The following is an 18,226-nucleotide window of genomic DNA, read 5'->3' as shown; positions in this document are numbered from 1 at the left end:
ATCAGCCGCACTCGCTGAACCCGCACACGTGGCACTTCACGCACCCTTCCGCGAACTCGAGCTGGCTGCCGCAGTCGGGGCACGTGCCCATGAACGACTCGCCGGGATCGTACGCCTGCAGCCCGAGCTGGGCCTGCGCTTCCGCGCCACCGTTCGCCACCGGAGCGGGCACCACCGGGATCGACGCGACGGGCGTCTGCATCGGGAGCGTCGGCGCGAGCAGCTCCTGCTGCACGCCCTGCTTGTCGCGCCACCACTCCTCGAGCGCGAGGCCGACGGCGTCGGGCACGGAGAGCACCTTGTTCGGGCCGAGGCCCACGGCACGGTCGGAGCTGATGCCGCGGAGCTGGCGGTGGATCTCCATGAGCGGGATGCCGCTGCGCAGCGCGAGCGAGATCATGCGGCCCAACGCCTCGGCGTCCGCCATCGCGGAGCCGCCGGCCTTGCCGAGGTTGATGAAGACGTCGAACGGCTGGCCGCGGTCGTCCTCCGAGATGTGGACGAACATCGTGCCTAACGGCGTCTCCTTGCGCATCGACGTCGAGCGGAGCTTGTCGGGGCGCGCACGCTTCGCGCGGCGCTGCAGGTTCTCCGCCTCGGCGTCGTAGAGGCTCTTCTTCGTGCGCTCGAGCTCCGCCTCGAGCTCGGCGATCGTGCCGGTGAGCTCACCGACCTGCCGCTTCAGCGCCGGCAGCTCGCCCGCGCCCGGTGCGGCGACGGAAGCCGCGGCGGGCGCCCCGCCCTTCTCGCGCTCCTTCTTCGCCTGCTCGGTGGCGCCGGTGGACAGCACCTGGTTGTCGCGCGACCCGTCGCGGTAGACGGTGACGCCCTTGCAGTTCAACTCGTACGCGAGCTCGTAGATCGCGCGCACGTCGTCGACGGTCGCCGTGTGGGCGAAGTTCGTCGTCTTGGAGATCGCCGAGTCGCAGTGCTGCTGGAAGGCGGCCTGCATGCGCACGTGCCACTCGGGGGTGATCTCGTTCGCGGTGACGAACACGCGCTGCCACCGCTCCGGGATCTCGGACTGCTTCACCGAGCCGGTCTTCGCGATGCGCTCCATGAGCGCGTCGGAGTACCATCCCTCGCGCTGGGCGACGGCGACGAAGTCCTCGTTCACGTCGGGCATCATGACGCCCGCCTGGTTGCGCATGAACGCGACCGCGAACAGCGGCTCGAGCCCCGACGAGCAGCCGGCGATGATGGAGATCGTGCCCGTGGGCGCGACCGTCGTGACGTTGCAGTTGCGGAGGAGCTGCATCGGGCGGATGCGCGCACCGCTCGCGTCACGCGCGCACGTCTCGTCCGGGCCCCAGATGGAACGCGCCCACTCCGGGAACGGCCCGCGCTCGTTCGCGAGGCGCTCGCTCTCCTTCTTCCCCTCGACGTCGAGGAACTCCATCACGCGGCGGCCCATCTCCACGCCCTCGGGCGTGTCGTACGGGATGCCCATGCGCACGAGCAGATCCGCGAAGCCCATGACGCCGAGCCCGATGCGGCGGATGCGCTTGGACAGCGCGTCGATCTCCGGCAGCGGGTACTTGTTGACGTCGATGATGTTGTCGAGGAAGTGCGTCGACGTGCGGATGTCGCGCGCCATCGCATCCCAGTCGACGACGCCGTCCGTCACGTACCAGCCGACGTTCACCGAGCCGAGGTTGCAGACGTCGTACGGCAGCAGCGGCTGTTCGCCGCACGGGTTCGTCGCCTCGTACGCGCCGAGGTGCGGCACCGGGTTGTACCGGTTCGCCTCGTCGATGAAGAACACGCCCGGCTCGCCGGTGCGCCACGCGCCGAGCACCATCTTGTCCCACACCGTGCGCGCGTCGAGCTGCGCGACGACGCGGCCGCTCGACGGCTCGACGAGGTCGTAGCTCGTGCCCGCCTGCAGCGCCTGCATGAACTTCTCGGTGACGGCCACCGAGATGTTGAAGTTCGTCACCTGCGTGAGGTCTTCCTTGCAGGTGATGAACTCGAGCACGTCGGGATGGTCGACGCGCAGGATGCCCATGTTCGCGCCGCGCCGCGTGCCGCCCTGCTTCACCGCGTCCGTGCTCGCGTCGTAGAGCTTCATGAACGACACGGGGCCGCTCGCGACGCCGGTCGTCGAGCGCACCATGCTTCCCTTCTGCCGGAGGCGGCTGAACGAGAAGCCGGTGCCGCCGCCGCTCTGGTGGATGAGCGCCATCGAGCGGAGCGTGTCATAGATGCCGTTCTGCCCGTTGGACAGCGCGTCGTCGACGGGCAGCACGAAGCACGCAGAGAGCTGGCCGAGCGGGCGGCCGGCGTTCATGAGCGTCGGCGAGTTCGGCACGAAGCGACGCTGCGTCATGAGCGCGTAGAACTCTTCGGCCAGCGCCTGCACCTGGGCATCGCTCGCGCCGTAGCGGCGGTCCGCTTCGGCGACCACCGTCGCCACCCTCCAGAACATGTCCTCCGGCGTCTCCGTCGGCTTGCCGGCGGCGTCCTTCACGAGGTAGCGCTTCGCGAGAACGGTCCGCGCGTTCTGGCTGAGTTGCGCGGGGATGGCGGGCGGCGTGGTGCTCAGCGGCATGCGACGGCTCTCCACCTGTGGGTACGGCGATGTATCGACAGCACCGAGTGCTGCGGGACGGACGGCTTGTGGCGGCGGGGAGGCAGAGTCTAGTGGTGCTTGCTCGGTTCCACAATGGAGTGCGTCACACACCCGTGTCGGACTGTCGGACGACGTGTCCCTGCCGCCGTCTCACGCGTCACCGCCGATTCGGCAGCAGGCGCGCAATCGCATGTGAGACAAGAGGTAGAGACGCATTCGCCGACAGCTGTTCCACACCGTTGCGCAGCACGCCAGACTCGACCGCACCGCCCTCTGCTCGACGTCGCCAGACGCCGGCTTGCTCGCCTTCACGTGTGGCATCTCCCGTGCCGCTGTTGCGCGACACGTGGCGTCCCACGGACCCCTTGCGCGGCCGTGTGTCACACGTTCCCATGGCGACGGGTCCGGACAGCCCGGGACCGCCTAACGCGCCTCCCAACGCGCGTCCAGCCGCCTAACGCTGACCGTTAGGCGCCCGTCGCGGTCTCGCCGACGTGGCGCGGCAACTCGCCCGCGGCGTGCCGCCGCTGCAGCGCGAGATACGACGCCACGCCCCGGCGGATGCCCGCCCGGTGCGCGTCCGTCGTCGACCGCACGACGCGCCCCGGCGCGCCGACGACGAGCGAGTTCGGCGGGATCGTCGTGCCCTCCGTCACCACCGCGCCCGCGGCGACGATGGAGCCCGCGCCGATCACCGCGCGGTTCAGCACGATCGCGCCCATGCCCACGAGCACGTCGTCCTCCACCGTCGCGCCGTGCACGACCGCGCGGTGCCCCACCACCACGCGCGCGCCGAGCGAGCAGACGAGCCCCGGATCGGTGTGCAGCACCGCGCCGTCCTGCACGTTGGTGTCGGCGCCGACGACGATCCGGTCGCTGTCGGCGCGGATCACGGCGAACGGCCACACGCTGGCGTGCGCGCCCAACGTCACGTCGCCGCACACGAACGCGAGGGGATGGATGAACGCGGTCGGATCGATGGGCATGACTCGGCGCGGCGGCTCGGTGCGGTGAGAGCGGATTCTTCGGCGCTGCGCGCCTCAGAATGCCAGGCCTAACGTGAAGTACACCCGCACCGCCGACGGCGCGAGGTCGCGCTGCGCCACCGGTGCCGCGACGCCGAGTCGGAAGCGGTACGGCACGTCGTACGAGAGCGCCGCGTCGAGGCCGAGCTCCGCGCCGACCGACGCCATCCACGTCGGCGACGTCGGCGAGCGGCGCGACGGCGCGCCCGACGCCGTCGCCAGGCACAGCGGCTGGGCCGTGCGGCTCACCGACGTCGGACACCACGCGCTCCCCGCGTCGGCGAACGCGGTGACGAACAGCCGGTCGGCGAACACCGGCAGCAGGCGCGCGCCGCGCGCCGGCAGCGCGAGCGGCGCGCGGTACTCCACCGAGCCGGCCGCCGCGCGCACGCCCTGCTGCGCGCCGCCCGCGAACCCGCGCACGCCGAACGTGCGCGACGGGTCGCCGATCGTGAGCCCCGGCAGCACCTCCGCCGAGCTGCCGCTCACGCCGCCCGCCGTGAGCTCGGTCGCGGTGCGCGCGTCGGTCGCGCCGCCGGCGGCGCGCAGCGCCAGCACGTGGTGCGCGAACCCCGGGAGGTCGAGCGACTTGAACAGCCGGCCGACGCCGGTCGCGCGGCGCGACCACGGTCCGAGCCGCCCCTCCTGCCACCGCTGCTGCACGGACCCGGAGAGCGACACGCCGTCCTCCGGCGAGATGCTGCGCACCGGACGGCGCGTGTTCGACCATCCCGCCGACACGAACAGCGCCGGGAACGAGCGGCCGAGTATCGAGTCGGCGCGCGGCACGAGCGGCGCGAACGTCGACGTGTAGCCCCGCTGCTCGTACAGCGCGCCGACCGACAGCGACGCGCCGGTGCGCACGCGCGGCCGCGTGAACGTGAGCGTGAGCGCCGCGGTGCGCGACCGGCGAAACAGCGGCACCGTGTCGAGCACTCCGCTCGCGCGCACCAGCGTGCTGTCGTACACCCACGACTGGCTCGCGCTGAGATCGACGAGCGGCTGCGCGAGCCGCGCGTAGCGATACGCGACGCCGCCCTCGAGGTCGCGCGTGTCGAGGTTCATCGTCGCCTGCGCGGCGTACGAGTGCCGTCCGAGCACGTCGACGCCGCTCGTCGCCGCGCCGAGCGTGACGCTGCCACCGTCGGAGGGGCCCGAGATCGGCGTCCAGTAGCGCGGCAGCAGCGAGCGCCACGGTCGGTAGCGGGTCGTCGCACCCGTCGTGCGCTCCGCCTCCGCGGCCAGCCGCGACGCGGCCGTGTAGTACGTCGCGTCGCCGTCCGTCGCGACGGCGTCGAGCCGCGCCTCGTCGGTGACCGCGACGTGGTACCCGTCGACGTGGAACAGCAGCGCACCGAGCACGCGACCGTCGGGCGACGGCGCGGGGTCGCCGAGTCCGGTCGTCACGCCGCTCAAGCGCCGCGCGGGGCCGACGCGTGCGAGGTCGCGCACGTCGGCGGCGTAGATCTGCGGCGCACCCGTACGGTCGGACGACCAGTAGAGCCGCCTGCCGTCGGGCGACCAGCTCGGCGCGCCGTTCACCGCGCGGTCGCGCACGGCGTCGACGAGCGCGCGCCCGGTGGTGTCGAGCACGACGACCGCGGAATGCCCGCCGCGCACGAGCTGCACGGCGGCGACGATCCTGCCGTCGGGCGACCAGCGCGGCTCCGTCCACTGCGTGTCCGCCGATGCGCGCGTGAGCGGGACGATCGTGCGGCCGTCCGGCGACACCCGCACGAGCCACGTGAGCCCCGCCGCCGACTGCACGGCGACGATGGAGCCGTCGGCGCGCGCGTCGGGGCTCGTCAGGCGCGCGCCGCGCGTGAGGCGCCGCTGCCCGCGCGACGCCGCGCCGAATCCCGGGTCGCCGACCGACGCGTCCTGCACCCAGAGGTCGCTGCGCACTTCGAAGCGGTCGGTGAAGTCGGTCTGCGCGAACAGCACGCGGCCGCCGGGCAACGGCACGTTCGGCGAGAGCGAGTTGCGCCGCCCGAGACGCCGCCGGTCGCCGGCGACGTCCACGCGCTCCAGCGCCGGCACCGAGCGGCCATCGTTCGCGCCGTAGAGCAGCGTGCGCGCGTCGGCCCAGCGCGGCGACTCCACGAACCAGCCGGAGCGCGTGAGCTCGCGCCACGCGCTCGTGTCGCGCCGCGCACCGACGTCGCGCACGACCGAGTCGCGCCACGCGCGCCACGCGTCGGTGAACGAGAGCCCGAACGCGGCGCGCGCGGCGTGGTCGAGCCGCCACGGGATCAGCTGCGCGCTCTGCCGGTCGACGAAATCGCCGACCTTCTGCGGGCCGCCGTGCCGCGCGATGTAGTCGACGACGAGCGATCCGTACGCGTACGCGCGATCGCCCAACGGGAACACCGAGCCGGCGAGACTGAGCTGATCGAGGCGCGGGATCTCGGCGTCGGCGGCAGCCGCGCGCGCGATGAGACGGTGCTGCGAGCCGACGATGCGTCCGGCGCCGGTGAGCCGCGACTCGAAGTAGACCGCGAGCCCCTCGGTGAGCCACGACGGCCCGTACGAGTTGGGGAACAGCGCCGGGTTGCGGCCGAAGATCCCCTGCGCCAGTCGCCACACGCCGCGCGTGCGGTCGAGATGGAAGACGTGCGTCAGCTCGTGGGTGATGACGATCGGCAGCCAGTCGCCGTAGAACGCGCGCAGCGACGACGCGTCGATCGGCGGCTGCGCGTAAATGACGATGCGGTTCGTCGGCACGCGCTGCGCGTAGCCGTTCGAGAAGTCGACGTTGTCGGTGAGCACGAGGTCGACCGGCCCCCGCGGCGGCGCGAGCTCGCTCGCGAGCAGCCCCCACGCCCGCTCCGCCGCGGCGGCGGCCTGCCGCCCCTGGTCGTCGAGCGTCGTCGGGAAGTGCACGCGGAAGTGCGGCGTGGCGAGCGTCCGCCAGTCACCCCGGGGGTCGACTCCCTGCGCGAGCGCCGCGCGTGCCGTTAGGCATCCCAGCACGGCGAGCGAGCGTAGAGCGCGGAGTGTGGAGCGAACACGCCCTCGGTGCTCCACGCTCCCCGCTCCACGCTCCACGCTCACCGTGTCAGCGCGGACCGGCCAGGTCACGGAAATACGATTCCAGACCGGCGACGATGCCGCGCGCGTAGAGCTCGCGCCCTTCCGGCGTGCGCATCGCGTTCTCCTGCTCCGGGAACATGAGGAACAGCCCCTCGGTGAGCACCGCCGGATACCACGTCGGGCGCGCCACGGCGAGGTTCTGGTAGTGCACGCCGAGGTCGGGAATGCGGAAGCGCTTCACGAGCTCGCGCTCGACGTACCGTGCGAGCGGCTCCGAGTGCTGGTGGTAGAACAGCGTGCTCGTGCCGTAGTTCGCGAACGGGTTGGTGCCCTCGCCGAACGCGTTGAGATGGATGGACACGAACACGTCGGCGTTCGCGCGGCGCGCGATGACGGCGCGGTCGCCCAATGCCACGGGGTCCGCGGTCGTCCGCGTCATGACGACCTTCGCGCCACGCTGCTGGAGCATGTCGCGTACGAGGAAGCCCACCGGGAGCACGGCGGCCGGCTCGGTGAGCCCCGTGCCGCCCGTCGCGCCGCCGGGCGGGTGGCCCGGGTCCACGACGACGGTGAGACCACGCAGCGGCGCGCGCGGGTCGATCGTCGGCGTGCGCCGCAGCCGCAGCGTGAACGATCCACCCGCCGCGTCCCACAGCACCTGATAGCCGTACGGCGCGCGCGACAACCGTAGCGTCACGCGCGCGCGGTCGGTCGCGTCCTGCGTCCACACGATCTGCCGCACGAGCGTGTCGTTGCCGATCATCGGCAGGATCTCGGGCGTGAGCTGCGTACCGTAGAGCAGCAGGTCCACGTCGGTGCCGCGCTCGACGATCTCGTACGGGGGCCGGTCGCCGGTGCCGAACGTGACGTCGACCCACCCGGCGGATGGCGCGAGGCGCACGTTGCCCACGACGCGGCGCGCCGGCGCGGCGCCGGCCGGCAGCGCGACGACGTCGGCGTTAGGCACCCAGACCTCCAGCCGCGAGTCGAGGCGTACGCGCGTGAACTCGCCCTGCACGCCGGTGCGCTCGACGATCGTGCCGGGGATGAAGAACCACTTGTAGAAGCCCCCCGGCACCGGCCGGCCGATGATCACGCGATCGGTGTCGGCCGCGGCGTCGGGGCGGCCGAGCATCACGAAGTCGCGCGCGAGCGTCGAGTCGGGCCCCGTGCCGGGGCGGTCGGCGAGCGTGACGCGCAGCGGCCGCAGGCGGACGGTGTCGCGTCCGCGCGCGGCGACGAGGCGGGCCGAGCGCGCGGCGGCGAGCACCCGTGCCGGCACCTCGGTCACCCAGGTGGTCGCCGCATCGTCGCCCGGGGCCACGCCGCGCGCCGCCGACCAGTCGACGAGCGGGATGCGCGCCGAGTCGGCGGCGATCCAGACGGTGGCGTTGCGCGGCGCGCGGAGCGTCACGCGCACGGGCTCGTCGCCGCGGAGCGACAGGGTCTCGGCCGGCCCCATGCTCTCCTCGTCGACGGCCAGCGAGCCGGTGGCGCCGAGCGGACGCCGCGGCGCCACCCGCACCGGGATCGTCCGGCGTGCCGTGTCCGCACCGCGGACCGCGACCAGCTCGTAGCGCGGCGCGGACGCCGGGGGCACCGGCACGAACGCGAGGAACGCCCCGTTCGGGGCCACGGGGACCGTCTCGCCGTTGATCCGCAGGGTCGCGTCGCCGCTTCCCACCTGGCCGAACACGAACGTCGAGTCGAGCCGGCCGAGCGCCTGGTTCTCGCCGGGGGAGACGACACGGATGTTCAGGGCGCCGTTCACGCGCGGCACCGGTGGCAGCCCGACGCGCTCGGGAGCCTCGGCGGGCGTCGGCGCCGGCGTGGGCGTCGGACGGGCGCGGGCGCAGCCGAACGCGCTGGCGAGCAGGCTGGCGAGGACGGGCGCGATCGCGACGCGCGCAGGACGGGCCGCAGGGCGGGTCGTCATGCGCGGGGAAACTAACGGCGGGCCGGGGGTGCGGGGAGTCACGCCGGTCGCGGCGACGGACGGCCCCGGCGATTGACCCCCCTCTGAGCGGCGTCTATCTTCGCGCCGGATGACACTCGGCACTCGGCGCAGCTTCCAGGGCGCAACCTTCTCGGTCGGCGGGCGTAGTGGTCGCATGCGCCTGTTCCCGTGCCGAGCCGAAGCGTGGGCGTGATCTTGTCGCCCGACACCTCCGAGATGGCCGCCGCGACGGGAGTGGTGGTGCGCGTCTTCGCGCGCACCGACGTCGGGCGGACCCGGGAGCACAACGAGGACGCGTTCCTCGTCGCCGATCTGCGCGCCGAGGAGGCACTGCGGTTCGACGACGGCGAGGCGCCGGCCCGGCCGCAGGAGGTGCTGACCGGCAACCCGGGGATGTTGTTTATCGTCGCCGACGGGCTCGGCGGCGCCGCCGCCGGCGAGGTGGCGAGCCACATGGCGGTGCAGACCGTCTTCGACACGCTGCGCAACCGCCTCGCCGGCCCGGCGGCCGACCCGGCGCGCTTCGCCACCGCGCTCCGCGATGCGACGCTGGCGGCGAACGAGGCGATCCACCTGCACGCGCAGCGGAACCGCGAGCTGCACGGCATGGGGACGACGATCACCGCCGCGGCCCTCCTCGGCGATACGCTGTTCCTCGCGCAGGTCGGCGACAGCCGCGCGTACATCATCCGCGACGGCGCGGCGCAGCAGATCACGAAGGACCAGTCGCTGATGCAGAAGCTCGTCGAGGCCGGGGAGATCACCCCCGAGCAGGCGGAGCTGAGCGCGCGCCGCAACATCATCCTGCAGGCGCTCGGCCCCGAGACGAGCGTGAAGATCGACCTCACGCACCAGCTGCTGCGGCGCGGCGACCTGCTCGTGCTGTGCAGCGACGGGTTGTTCGGGCAGGTCCGCGCCGAGGAGCTGGCGCAGATCGCGGCGACGGCGCCCGATCTCGATGCGCTGTGCCGCGACCTGATCGACCGCGCGAACGACCGCGGGGGCCCGGACAACATCACCGTCGTCGCGGCGCGGTTCGACGGCGCGGCGCTCACGCCGCCGTCGACCGGCGACGCCGTCGGCCACCAGGCGTTCCTGCTCGCGGGCCAGACGGAGGAGCGGCGCACGCCGTCCGAGTCGGTGCCCGTGACCGCGACGCTGCCCCCGCGGTGAGCGGCGCGCCGCTGAGCGCCACGCCGCCCGGGGGCGTGTCTCCCGCCCCGCGCATCCCCGAGCGGCCGCCCGCGCCCTCGTCGCCGGTGTTGCCGCACCAGGGCAACGCGGTGCGCGAGCGGCGGGAGCGCGTGCGGGTGTACTACCTCGTGCTCGGTGCGGCGGCGATCCTCGTCGCGCTGCTCTCGCTCTGGCAGCTGCTGCACCGCTGAGCCGTTAGGCATCGCCGCCGCGGAGCGCGCGCGAAGTCCGCATGCGACGTCTGGTCCTCGGTGCGCTCCTCGTAGTCGGCGCCCGCAGCGCGCTCGCTCAGAGCCGGGTGACGCTCGCGGCGCCGCTGCCCGCCGGGGCCCGCGTACGCGTCACCCAGAGCGACTCGGGCAGCCGATTCCGGAACGGCATCCAGGCGAGAGTCGTCGCCATGCGCGGCGACACGCTGGTCGTTGCCGTCGATCGTGCCGAGACGGTCGCCGTGCCGCTGACGCGCGATACCCGCGTCGAGCTGTTCCGCGGTCGACGGCGACGCCCGCTGCGCGGGTTCCTGATGGGGGCGGGCACCTGCGCCGCGATCGGCGCCGCCGTCGGCGCGATCATGCCGGACGATCCGCCGGGCGAGTTCACCATCGGTCGCGGCGATCGCGCCGCGATCCTCGGCGGCGCGCTCGGGATCGTCGGCGGGGTGATCGGCCTGATCGCGGGCGCCGCCGGCGACGACGTGTGGCAGCCCGTCGCCGTGCCGGTCGACGGGCGCTGAGATCAGCCGCGCCGCGCGGCGAGCCAGCGCGCCGCGGCGCGCTGCATGGCGACGTCGCCCGTCCACGCGCACAGCAGCGGCACCTCGTCCGGCACGGCCGACGCGAGGCTCGGATGCGCGAACAGCGCGACGATCGGCAGGCGCCCGGCCTGCGACGCGCTCGCGCACACCGCGGCGACGCGCGACGCGACGTCGGCCTGCGCGTCGGCGTCGCCGTGCTCCGCGTCGTCGCCCGGGAACAGCGCGACGACGAGCGGGGCTCCCGCATCGGCCGGCGACGGCTCGTCGACCGGGCGCACCTCGTGTCCCGCGGTGCGCAGCGTGTCGACGAACCCGTCGTACGCGCTCGCCTCGGCGCCGCAGTCGACGTAGAGCACCTCGACCACCTGCGGCAGCGCGGGCGGCGCGCCGCGCACGAGATGCACCACGCGGTCGCACAGTTGCGCGCCCCACGCGGCGTCGGACGCCGTCGGGCGGCGCCAGTCGTTAGGCGGCGCGGCCCACTGCGCCCACTTCAGACGCCGCCTGACGCTCTGCCGCGTGCGCTCGGGATCCAGCCGCCGCTCGGCGAGCGCGCGCTCGAGCGCGGCGATCACCGCGGGCACGTCGTTGGGCGCGAGCAGCACGTCGCAGCCCGCGGCGAGCGCGCGCACCGCCGCCTCACCCTCGTCGCCGCCGGGCGTGCCGCGCACCGCGGTGGGTAGATGGGCGACGACGAGGTTGTCGTAGCGCATCTGCTGGCGCAGGAGCCACTGCAGCAGCTCGCGCGAGAACATCGCCGGCATGCCGCTCGGGTCGAGCGCGGGATAGGCCGCGTGCGCGGTCATCATCGACGCGACGCCGGCGTCGATCGCCGCGCGGAACGGCACGAGGTCGGTCGCGTGCATCGCGTCGCGGTCGGCGCGCACCACGGGCGCCTGGCCGTCGGCGTCGAGCGGCGCGCGGCCGAGCCCCGGGAAGTGCTTCGCGCAGGCGAGCACGCCCTCGGCCTGACACGCGGTGATCCACTCCGCCGCCATGCGCCCGACGACCGCGGGATCGGCGCCTAACGATCGCGTGCCGACGACGGCCGCGTCGTCGGCCAGCTCGAGATCCACGACGGGGGCGAGGTCCCAGTTCACGCCCATCGTGCGCGCCTCGCGCGCGGTGAGACGCGACGCGCGGCGCAGCGCCTCCGCGTCGCCGAGCCACGCGAGCGCGGCGAGCGGCGGCAGGCCGGCGGCGCCGGTGAACTGCTGCCCCGCCCCGCGCTCGAGGTCCGCGCCGATGAGCAGCGGCGTGCGCGAGCGCTGTTGCACCTCCTTCGTGAACGCGCGCACCGCGTCCTGGTCGCCGCCGAACAGCACGAAGCCGCCGACGCCGTGCGCGATCGCGGCGAGGGCCTGCTCGCGCGCGGCCGTGAGTCGACCGCCGGCGTCGGCGCGCAGCGCGACGACGAGCAGCTCCGCAGTGGTGCTCACGACGCGCGCTCCAGCGGCCCGCCGGGCGTCAGCTTGCCGAGCACGCGCGGGCCCCGCGCGCCGGTCGCCGTCGGCACGTTGCCCGCGCGTCCGTGCACGTGCAGCCAGCCGAGGAGCGCGAACGCGACGGCCTCCTTCGCCTCGCCGTCGAAGAACAGGTCGTCGAACGCGCGCACCGTCACCTCCGGCCGGTCGCGGTGCAGCTCCGCCTGGATGGCCGCGACGAGCGCGGGATTGCGCGCTCCGCCGCCGGAGAGGAGCACGTCGTCGATCGGCTCGGGGAGGAAGCGACGATACGCGTCGGCGAGCGCGCGCGCCGTCAGCGATACCGCGGTGGCGACGAGATCCTCGTCGCGCGCGTCGGCACGCGCGTCACGGCACATGGCGACGAGCCGCTCGACGTACGCGGCGCTGAACAGCTCGCGGCCGGTCGACTTCGGCGGCGGCGCGGCGAAGTACGGCTCGGCGAGCAGCACGTCGACGACGCGCGCGACCGGCGAGCCGGCAGCGGCGAGCCGTCCGTCGACGTCGTAGGGGAGCTCGGGGCGCACGAGGCGCGCGACCGCGTCGATGACCGCGACGCCGGGTCCGGTGTCGAACGCGCGCGCGCCGCCGCCTAACGACACCGGCGGCACCACCGTGACGTTGCCGATGCCGCCGAGGTTCTGCAGCGCGCGCCAGCGGTCGCCCGCGAACAGCAGCGTGTCGGCGATGGACACGAGCGGCGCGCCCTGCCCGCCGGCGGCCATGTCGCGCACGCGAAAGTCGGCGACGACGTCGACCGCGAGCCGCTCGGCGATGACGGCCGACTCACCGAGCTGCCACGTGGCCTCGCCCGGCACGTGCCAGATGGTGTGGCCGTGCGACGCGATCGCGCGCACGTCGTGGCGCGACACGCCGCCGTCGGCGAGCAGCGCGGCCGCCGCGTCGGCGAACCACTCGCCGAGCTCGAAGTTCAGCCGGCAGTACTCCTCGGGCGACGCGCCGCGCATGGCGGCGTGCAGCCGGTCGCGCTGGGCCGGCGTGTAGTCGCGCTGCGCGAACGCCACGAGGTCGGCCGCGACGCGTCCGGCGTCGCCATCCGCGAACCGCACCGCGGCCGCCGAGATCCCGTCGACGGAGGTGCCGGACATGAGCCCGACGAAGACGTCGGGGACCGCGCGGCGCGTCACGCGACGGGCGGCGGCGTGACGGGCGGCGGCGCACCCGGCAGCACGCGCCGCACGACGCCGCCCGCCTCGGAGATCGCGCGCTCCGCCTGCTCGCGGTCGACGCCGAGCGAGTACATGACGATCGCCGTCTTCACGCTGCCACCGGCGGCGTCGATGATCGCGCGCGCGTCGTCGCGGCTCGCACCGGTGACCTCCATCACGATGCGCTGACTGCGGTCGACGAGCTTCGCGTTGGTCGCCTTCAGATCCACCATCAGGTTGCCGTACGTCTTGCCGATGCGGATCATCGCGCCGGTGGTGATCATGTTGAGCACCATCTTCGTCGCGGTGCCGGCCTTCAGTCGCGTGCTGCCGGTGACGACCTCCGGCCCGGTGATCGTGACGATCGCGACGTCGGCGACGGCGAGCGTGCTCTCGGGCGGCGGCGAGCAGGCGACGATGCCGGTGGTCGCGCCGAGCTCGCGCGCGCGGGCGAGCGCACCGCGCACGTACGGCGTGGTGCCCGAGGCGGCGATGCCGACGAGGACGTCGCGCGGGCCGACGTCCCGCGCGTCGACGTCGCGCGCGCCCCGCTCGGGGCTGTCCTCCGCGCCCTCCTGCGCGCGGAACATGGCCTGCTCGCCGCCGGCGATCATTCCCTGCACCATGTCGAAGTCGACGCCGAACGTGGGCGGGCACTCGGAGGCATCGAGCACACCGAGTCGACCCGACGTGCCCGCGCCCGCGTAGAACAGGCGCCCGCCGGCGCGGAACGCGCGCTCCACGATCGCGATCATCTCGGCGATGCGGTCGCGCTGCGACGCGACGGCGAGCGGCACCCCGCGATCCTCGGCGTTCATCAGGTCGACGATCTCCTCGGGCGACGCGAGGTCGATGTCGGCCGTGCGAGGGTTCCGTTGCTCGGTGACGCGGGAGTCGAGAACCAAGGGCGCGCGGGCGAAGTGGGCGGCCCGTCGTCTGTACTGGCCGGCTGACGCGCGGCTAAGTTATCCAGCGCGACTGGCCCATCGCAACGGGCCGCACGCACGAGAAGTCTCTCACCATCCGACGTCGTCATGTCGTCACGCATTCGCCTTCCTCGGACGACGCGCCCGCTGCTCCTGGCCGGCCTGTCGGTGCTCGCCAGCTGTCGTGTGTCGCACGTCACACCCGCCGCGTCGAACGACGCCGCGCCGACGCTCGCCGCGCGGCAGGCCGCCACGTTCCCCACGGGGTGGCGCTTCCAGCCCGGCGCGCGCGCCGCGTTCGCGGAGCACGCGATGATCGCGAGCAACAGCCAGCTCGCGAGCGACGCCGGACGCGAGATCCTGCAGCGCGGCGGCAACGCGGTGGACGCGGCGGTCGCGGTGGGGTTCGCGCTCGCCGTGGCGTACCCGACCGCGGGCAACATCGGCGGCGGCGGCTTCATGCTGATCCGCCTCGCCGACGGCCGCACGGCGGCGATGGACTACCGCGAGATGGCCCCCGCCGCGGCGACCCACGACATGTACCTCGACGCCGCGGGGAACCCGCAGCGGACGAGCACGGAGGGACCGCTCGCCTCGGGCGTCCCCGGCGCGGTGGCGGGGATGGCGGAGGCGCTCGCGAAGTACGGCTCGATGTCGCTCGCGCAGGTCATGGCGCCGGCCATCCGGCTCGCGTCCGAGGGGTACGTCCTCGACAGCGCGGGGTGGCGCTCGCTGCGCGGCGACAGCGCGAAGCTCGCGCGCTACGCCTCGGCGTCGCCGTTCTTCGCGAACGGACGGCTCCTGTCGCCGGGGACGCGCGTGGTGCAGCCCGACCTCGCGCGCACGCTGCGGCGCATCGCCGAGCGCGGGGCGACGGAGTTCTACACCGGCGAGACGGCCGACTCGCTCGTCGCCGAGATGCAGCGCGGCGGCGGCATCATCACGAAGCAGGACCTCGCGGGCTACAAGGCGATCTGGCGCGAGCCGCTGCGCACGACGTACCGCGGCTTCACGGTGTTAGGCATGCCGCCGGTGTCGTCGGGCGGCACGACGTCGTTCGAGATCCTGAACCAGCTCGAGACGTTCCCGACGCTGCCCGCGTTCGGCAGCGCGGCGTACGCCCACCTGATCGCGGAGACCGAGCGCCGCGCGTTCATCGACCGCAACGCGAAGCTGTGCGACCCCGCGTTCTGCACGGTGCCGGTGGCGGAGCTCACGAGCAAGGACTACGCGCGGCGCCTCGTGGCGACGATCGATCCCGCGCGCGCGTCGCGCACGCCGGCGGGCCCGGACATGCCGAGCTCCCTGCACACGACGCACTACTCGGTGGTGGACGCGCACGGCAACGCGGTGTCGACGACGACGACGCTGAACCTCGGCTTCGGCTCCGGCGTGTGGGTGCGCGGCGCGGGGTTCTTCATGAACGACGAGATGGACGATCTCGCGGCCGCGCCGGGGAAGCCGAACGCGTTCGGACTCGTGCAGGGCGAGCAGAACGCGGTGCAGCCGGGCAAGCGGCCGCTCAGCTCCATGACGCCGACGATCGTGCTCGACTCCGCGCAGCGCGTGCTGCTCGTGGTGGGCGCGGCGGGCGGGCCGACGATCATCTCGGGAACGACCGAGGTGCTGCTGAACGTGATCGACCACCGCATGACGCTCGGGGACGCGATGCGCGCGCCGCGGCTGCACCACCAGGCGCTGCCCGACAGCCTCGCCTACGAGCGCGGCGGCCTAACGACGGCCGCGATGGACTCGCTGCGCGCGATGGGGCACGGGCTGCAGCAGCGCGGGTCGCTCGTGAACGTGAACGCGATCCTGCGCGTGAAGGGCGGCTGGGAGGGACAGCACGAGCCGCGCGGCTCCGGCGGCGAGGCGGGCTACTGAGCGGCGCTCAGGGGTGCTGGCCGCGCTTCTCGAGCTCGAAGCGCGCGCCCTCGTGCCCCTTCGCGGCGGCGCGGCGGAGCCAGATGAACGCGACGCTGTCCGACTTCCGCACGCCCTTGCCGCTGAGATAGGCGCGGCCGAGCCAGTACTCGCCGGTACTGTCGTCGCGGTCGGCGGCGCGCTGCCACCACGCGGCGGAGCTGTCGTCGCTCTTCTTCACGCCGCGCCCGCTGCGATAGTGCTCGGCCAGCGCGAGCATCGACGGCACGTCGCCGGCGTGCGCGGCGCTGACGAAGTAGCTCACGGCCTTCGGCTCGTCGCGCGGCATCCCGGTGTAGCCGACGGCGAGACGCTGGGCGAGCATCCGCTGGCCGACGACGTGCCCGAGCCCCGCGGCATCGACGAGGAGCCGCGTCGCGCCGGCGGAGTCGAGCGGCACGCCGCGCCCCTCGTCGTGCAGGCGAGCGAGCCGCACCATCGCCTCGGGGTCCTTCGTCGCGAGTCGCGTGTACCACGCGGCGGCGGAGTCGTAGCGACCGGCGCGCTCGTGAAGCTGGCCGAGCGCGAGCTGCGCCCAAGTGTTGCTCGCGATGCGCGCGAACGCGCCGCACACCGCCAGCACGTCGGCCGGACGCGCGCTCGCGGACGGGCGCTCGCACGCGGAGCGGCCGCGCGCGATGCGCGCGACGAAGCTGTCCGCCGCCGGCGTGCCGTACTTGAGGCCCGCGCGCGCCACGCTCACGCTGTCGCTCGCGCGCTTGCGCGCGACGACGGAATCGGGGAGCGGCGCGGCCGCCGCCGCGCTGTCGCCCGTCGCGGCCGTGACGCCCGCCGCGCTGTCCGCGCGCGGCGCCGCGGTCGACGCGGTGGCCGGCCCGGGTGCCTGCGCCGCGACGCGGCCCGGCAGCGGCGCCGGCGTGGCGGCAGACTGACGGCGCGCCTGCCACGCCACGCCGGCGGCGACCGCCGCGATCACGGGGACGGCGAGCCAGGCCAGCGCGCCGCGGCGCTTCGCCCGTGGCGGCGGCGGCGCCGGCACGGTCGCAACCGCGGGCACGTCGGCGGTGGGCGGCGGCGTGCGGCGGCGCTCCATGCGCTCGGTCTCCGCGCGCACGACGCTCAGCACCTCGTCGGCGTAGGTCGGGTCTGCGCGCAGATCGGCGATGAGGTCGCGCATCGACGCGAAGCGGTCGTCCGGCTCCTTCGCCATCGCCTGCTCGATGGTCGCGGCGAGCGCGGGCGGCGTGTCCGGGGCGAGCGCGAGCAGCGGCTTCGGCGTGGCGAGGAGCTGCTTCGAGAGGATGGAGCGCACCGTGGGCCCCTCGAACGGCAGCGCGCCCGTGAGCATACGGTAGCCGATGACGCCGAGCGCGTACTGGTCGGCGCGCGCGTCGATGTCGCGCTCGCCGACGGCCTGCTCGGGGCTCATGTAGTGCGGCGTGCCCATGACGAGCCCCGTGCTCGTGAGCACGGCGCTGTCGGAGCTGGCCTCGAGCGCCTTCGCGATGCCGAAGTCCATGAGCAGGACCTGATCCTCGCGACGGTCGAGCATGATGTTGTCGGGCTTCACGTCGCGGTGCACCACGCCCGCGTCGTGCGCCGCCGCGAGCGCGTCCGCCGCCTGCAGCAGGATGCCGCGCGCCTGCTCCGGGGTGAGCTGCTTCACGCGATCGAGGCGCGCCTTCAGCGACTCGCCGCGGATGAACGGCATGACGAGGTACGCGAGCCCCGCCGCCTCGCCGATGTCGTAGATCGGCATGATGTGCGGGTGCCGGAGCGCCGCGATCGTCTCCGCCTCGCGCCGGAAGCGGATCATCATCTGATCGTTCAGCGCGAACTCGGGGCGCGTGACCTTGATCGCCACGTCGCGCTTGAGCCGCAGGTCGCGCGCGAGATAGACCTCGGCGAAGCCGCCGGCGCCGATCCGCTCGCCGAGGTCGTAGCTCTTGCCGAGCAGCGCGCGGAGCCGCGGCAGCAGCTCCGACATCGGCACGACGACCGAGCCGGCCGCCACGAACTCCCCCGTCCGACGATCGATGCCCGCGGGTGTGGCCACGCCGCAGACGTAGCAGAACGCCGCGTTCGTCGGCAGGGTGGTCTGGCAGTTCGGACAGGCGCGCAGGGCCTGCTCCATCGCGGCGTCTCCCGGGCTGGCGTGCCCCGACTATCGAGCGCGTCCGGAATCGACGCAAGGGCGAGTACGACGAAGGGCGGCCGGTGAGCCGCCCCTCGAAGACCGTCGGGCTCCG

Annotated in this window: 12 protein-coding genes; 4 read left to right on the top strand and 8 right to left on the bottom strand. The window is 74.0% G+C overall.

Annotation, left to right across the window (positions count from 1 at the left end; genetic code table 11):
* Position 1 precedes the first annotated feature (1 nt).
* From J421_RS14260 to J421_RS14245, 4 genes are all read right to left on the bottom strand, one after another.
* Positions 2–2,551 carry a vitamin B12-dependent ribonucleotide reductase gene (locus J421_RS14260; RefSeq protein ID WP_025411853.1) on the bottom strand — a complete coding sequence of 850 codons (2,550 nt, stop codon included), beginning with the start codon at positions 2,549–2,551 and terminating at the stop codon, positions 2–4.
* A 488-nt stretch (positions 2,552–3,039) separates the two neighbouring features.
* A complete protein-coding gene (locus tag J421_RS14255) occupies positions 3,040–3,558 on the bottom strand; it encodes a gamma carbonic anhydrase family protein (RefSeq protein ID WP_104022627.1) in 519 nt (172 codons plus the stop codon).
* A 54-nt stretch (positions 3,559–3,612) separates the two neighbouring features.
* The gene (locus J421_RS14250; protein WP_148306320.1) at positions 3,613–6,678 is read right to left on the bottom strand and encodes a PD40 domain-containing protein; all 3,066 of its coding nucleotides are present in this window, start codon (positions 6,676–6,678) and stop codon (positions 3,613–3,615) included.
* The gene (locus J421_RS14245) at positions 6,656–8,566 is read right to left on the bottom strand and encodes an N-acetylmuramoyl-L-alanine amidase family protein (protein WP_025411851.1); all 1,911 of its coding nucleotides are present in this window, start codon (positions 8,564–8,566) and stop codon (positions 6,656–6,658) included. Before J421_RS14245 ends, J421_RS14250 begins: the two co-directional genes overlap by 23 nt.
* Before the next feature lie 204 nt (positions 8,567–8,770).
* Here J421_RS14245 and J421_RS14240 point away from each other — a divergent pair, with 204 nt between their 5' ends.
* From J421_RS14240 to J421_RS14230, 3 genes are read left to right on the top strand one after another with little or no spacing between them, the layout of a single operon-like run.
* Positions 8,771–9,760 carry a PP2C family protein-serine/threonine phosphatase gene (locus tag J421_RS14240; RefSeq protein WP_025411850.1) on the top strand — a complete coding sequence of 330 codons (990 nt, stop codon included), beginning with the start codon at positions 8,771–8,773 and terminating at the stop codon, positions 9,758–9,760.
* A complete protein-coding gene (locus tag J421_RS14235) occupies positions 9,757–9,972 on the top strand; it encodes a hypothetical protein (RefSeq protein ID WP_104022626.1) in 216 nt (71 codons plus the stop codon). Before J421_RS14240 ends, J421_RS14235 begins: the two co-directional genes overlap by 4 nt.
* A 41-nt stretch (positions 9,973–10,013) precedes the next feature.
* Positions 10,014–10,514 carry a hypothetical protein gene (locus J421_RS14230; protein WP_104022625.1) on the top strand — a complete coding sequence of 167 codons (501 nt, stop codon included), beginning with the start codon at positions 10,014–10,016 and terminating at the stop codon, positions 10,512–10,514.
* Between the two features lie 2 nt (positions 10,515–10,516).
* On the opposite strand, the gene J421_RS14225 is transcribed toward J421_RS14230, so the two are convergent.
* Genes J421_RS14225 through murQ form a run of 3 tightly spaced genes read right to left on the bottom strand, consistent with a single transcriptional unit; the run spans position 10,517 to position 14,072 of the window.
* Positions 10,517–11,974, bottom strand: a complete 1,458-nt coding sequence (locus J421_RS14225) for a glycoside hydrolase family 3 protein (protein WP_025411848.1) — start codon at positions 11,972–11,974, stop codon at positions 10,517–10,519.
* Positions 11,971–13,146, bottom strand: a complete 1,176-nt coding sequence (locus tag J421_RS14220) for an anhydro-N-acetylmuramic acid kinase (protein WP_025411847.1) — start codon at positions 13,144–13,146, stop codon at positions 11,971–11,973. Before J421_RS14220 ends, J421_RS14225 begins: the two co-directional genes overlap by 4 nt.
* Complete coding sequence (murQ, locus tag J421_RS14215) at positions 13,143–14,072, bottom strand: N-acetylmuramic acid 6-phosphate etherase (RefSeq protein ID WP_025411846.1); 930 nt, start codon at positions 14,070–14,072, stop codon at positions 13,143–13,145. Before murQ ends, J421_RS14220 begins: the two co-directional genes overlap by 4 nt.
* 129 nt (positions 14,073–14,201) lie before the next feature.
* Between murQ and ggt the strand changes: the two genes are divergently transcribed.
* Positions 14,202–15,977, top strand: coding sequence for a gamma-glutamyltransferase (gene ggt / locus J421_RS14210; RefSeq protein WP_025411845.1), 1,776 nt, complete (start codon positions 14,202–14,204; stop codon positions 15,975–15,977).
* 7 nt (positions 15,978–15,984) lie between these two features.
* On the opposite strand, the gene J421_RS14205 is transcribed toward ggt, so the two are convergent.
* Positions 15,985–18,111 carry a protein kinase domain-containing protein gene (locus J421_RS14205; protein WP_104022624.1) on the bottom strand — a complete coding sequence of 709 codons (2,127 nt, stop codon included), beginning with the start codon at positions 18,109–18,111 and terminating at the stop codon, positions 15,985–15,987.
* Positions 18,112–18,226: the final 115 nt, after the last annotated feature.

This window comes from Gemmatirosa kalamazoonensis (assembly GCF_000522985.1).
GTDB lineage: Bacteria > Gemmatimonadota > Gemmatimonadetes > Gemmatimonadales > Gemmatimonadaceae > Gemmatirosa > Gemmatirosa kalamazoonensis.
The sequence above is the reverse complement of the archived record's forward strand: the minus strand, read 5'-3'. Positions and strand labels throughout refer to the sequence as shown.